Here is a 2,039-nt window from a genome sequence, read left to right as displayed (position 1 = left end):
GGCGACCGAATGGCGGCCGCTGGACCTAGACACCGCCATCGACATGGTGGCCGACCGCTTCGTCGAGGCCCGCCGCCGGGATACGGCCCGCCGCCCGGGTACGGCCCGCCGCCCGGGTACGGCCCGCCGCCCGGGTACGGCCCGCCGGCGTGGCAATCCGGCCCCCGTGTTCCGGCAGCGGTCAAACCCGGCATCATCCCGTTGCGGCCACTCACCCTGGGTGACATCTTCAACGGCGCGGTCGGTTACGTCCGCGCCAATCCGAAGGCCACGCTGGGGCTGACGACCGTCGTGGTGGTGGTCATTCAGATCGTGACGAAACTCGCCGTGTACGGGCCGCTGGCGGCCTACGGCAGGTTGAGCACCGACCACGCGAAGGAACTGACCACCGGGGTCATCGGCGCCTGGTTGACGTCGATGAGCGCCGGCGTCCTGGTCGCCTGGCTAGGCGGCATGCTGTTGTCCGGGATGCTCACGGTCATCGTCGGGCGGGCGGTGTTCGGCTCGCCGATCACCATCGGCGAGACGTGGGCCAGGATCCGTGGGCGCCTGCTGCCCCTGTTCGGTCTGGCCCTGCTGGAGGGGGCCGCCCTGGCGGTCGTCGCCGGGCTGGTGATCGTGGTCATCGCGGTGCTGGCGGCCATCGGCAACGCCGCGGCGGCGGTCGTGCTGGGTCTGCCGCTGGTGCTGGCCGTGATCGCGCTGTTGATGTACCTGTACACGGTGGTGTTGTTCGCGCCCGTGCTGATCGTGCTGGAGCGGCTCCCGGTCCTGGACTCCATCACCCGATCATTCGCTCTGGTACGCAACGGCTTCTGGCGGGTGCTGGGCATTCGGCTGTTATCACTGCTGGTGACGTCCGTCATCGCGGGGGCGGTCGCGGTGCCGTTCGAGATCGCCAGCAAGTTCTTCCTGGTCAGCACGGCGACCGCGGCTTTCATTGCCAGCACCGCGGTGGCGTCGGTGGGCGCCGCGATCGGCGAGATCATCACCGCGCCGTTCAACGCCGGCGTCATCGCTCTGCTCTACACCGACCGCCGGATCCGCGCCGAAGCCTTCGATCTGGTGCTGCAGACCGGCGCCGCGGGCGGCCCCTACGCGACCGAGTCCACCGACAACCTGTGGCTGACACGGCCGGTCTGAGGACGAGCTGACCGTGCCCTCCATCGACATCGACCGCGATGCCGCCCATCAGGCGGCGCAGGACGAACTCAGCAAGCCGATCTACTCCAAGGGTTCGGCCGGGCAGCAGATGGCCGAGTGGCTCAACGAGATCATTTACCGGCTGCTGCAGAAGACCGCCTCTTTCCCCGGCGGGTGGCTCACGGCCACCGTCCTTTTCATCATGCTGGCAATCGCGTTGGCGGTCGCGATCCACGTCGCGCGGCGCACGATGCGCACCAACCGCGGCGGTGACTATCAGCTGTTCGAGGCCGCGCAGCTCACCGCGGCCCAGCACCGTGCGACGGCCGAAGACTTTGCGGCGCGGGGCGAATGGACCGCAGCGATTCGCCACCGCCTGCGGGCGGTCGCCCGCCAGCTCGAGGAGACGGGTGTGCTGAACCCGGCGCCCGGCCGGACCGCCAACGAACTGGCCGTCGACGCCGGTGCCGCGCTGCCCCACCTTGCCGGCGAATTAGCGCAAGCCGCAACGGCTTTCAACGACGTCACCTACGGTGAGCGACCGGGAACCCAGAGCGCATACCAGATGATCGCCGACCTTGACGAGCACCTGCGCTCCCGCTCGGCGACCGTTCCCGGGGGGCCGGGGCAAACCGCCGCGCCCGACTCGTGGGCGCAGGTGCGGTGATGGCGACCACGGCGGGTCCCCACCCGGCGAGCCCAACGGCGTTGCAGCGCTGGCGATCCTGGCGCTGGGTAATCCTCACGCTGATCGTGCTGGCCGTCATCGCCGGCCTCGATGCCTACCTGACCGCGCCGCGTCCCGGGGCGCGGATGGATCCGGCGTCGACGGCCAGTTCGTTGGCGGTCCGGCCGGGCGCCGGGTTCAGCACACCCGTCTCCTCGAGCTGGCGGGC

Annotated in this window: 2 protein-coding genes and 1 pseudogene; 2 read left to right on the top strand and 1 reads right to left on the bottom strand. The window is 70.2% G+C overall.

Annotation, left to right across the window (positions count from 1 at the left end; all coding sequences use genetic code 11):
• The first annotated feature begins 9 nt into the window (after positions 1 to 9).
• Complete coding sequence (locus A9X05_RS01570) at positions 10 to 1,143, top strand: hypothetical protein (protein ID WP_067778702.1); 1,134 nt, start codon at positions 10 to 12, stop codon at positions 1,141 to 1,143.
• 13 nt (positions 1,144 to 1,156) lie between these two features.
• Positions 1,157 to 1,810, top strand: a complete 654-nt coding sequence (locus tag A9X05_RS01565; RefSeq protein WP_067754220.1) for a DUF4129 domain-containing protein — start codon at positions 1,157 to 1,159, stop codon at positions 1,808 to 1,810.
• A gap of 115 nt (positions 1,811 to 1,925) precedes the next feature.
• On the opposite strand, the pseudogene A9X05_RS31885 reads toward A9X05_RS01565, so the two are convergent.
• Positions 1,926 to 2,039, bottom strand: a pseudogene (locus A9X05_RS31885) (hypothetical protein); the annotation flags it as partial.

The sequence above is a fragment of the Mycobacterium sp. E3298 genome, assembly GCF_001666895.1.
In the GTDB taxonomy this organism is placed as follows: domain Bacteria; phylum Actinomycetota; class Actinomycetes; order Mycobacteriales; family Mycobacteriaceae; genus Mycobacterium.
This window is presented reverse-complemented; position numbering and strand designations above follow the sequence as displayed.

Coding starts and splice junctions, on each gene's coding strand:
- A9X05_RS01570 (WP_067778702.1), top strand. CDS start 10: ATGGCGGCCGCTGGACCTAGACACCGCCATCGACATGGTGGCCGACCG.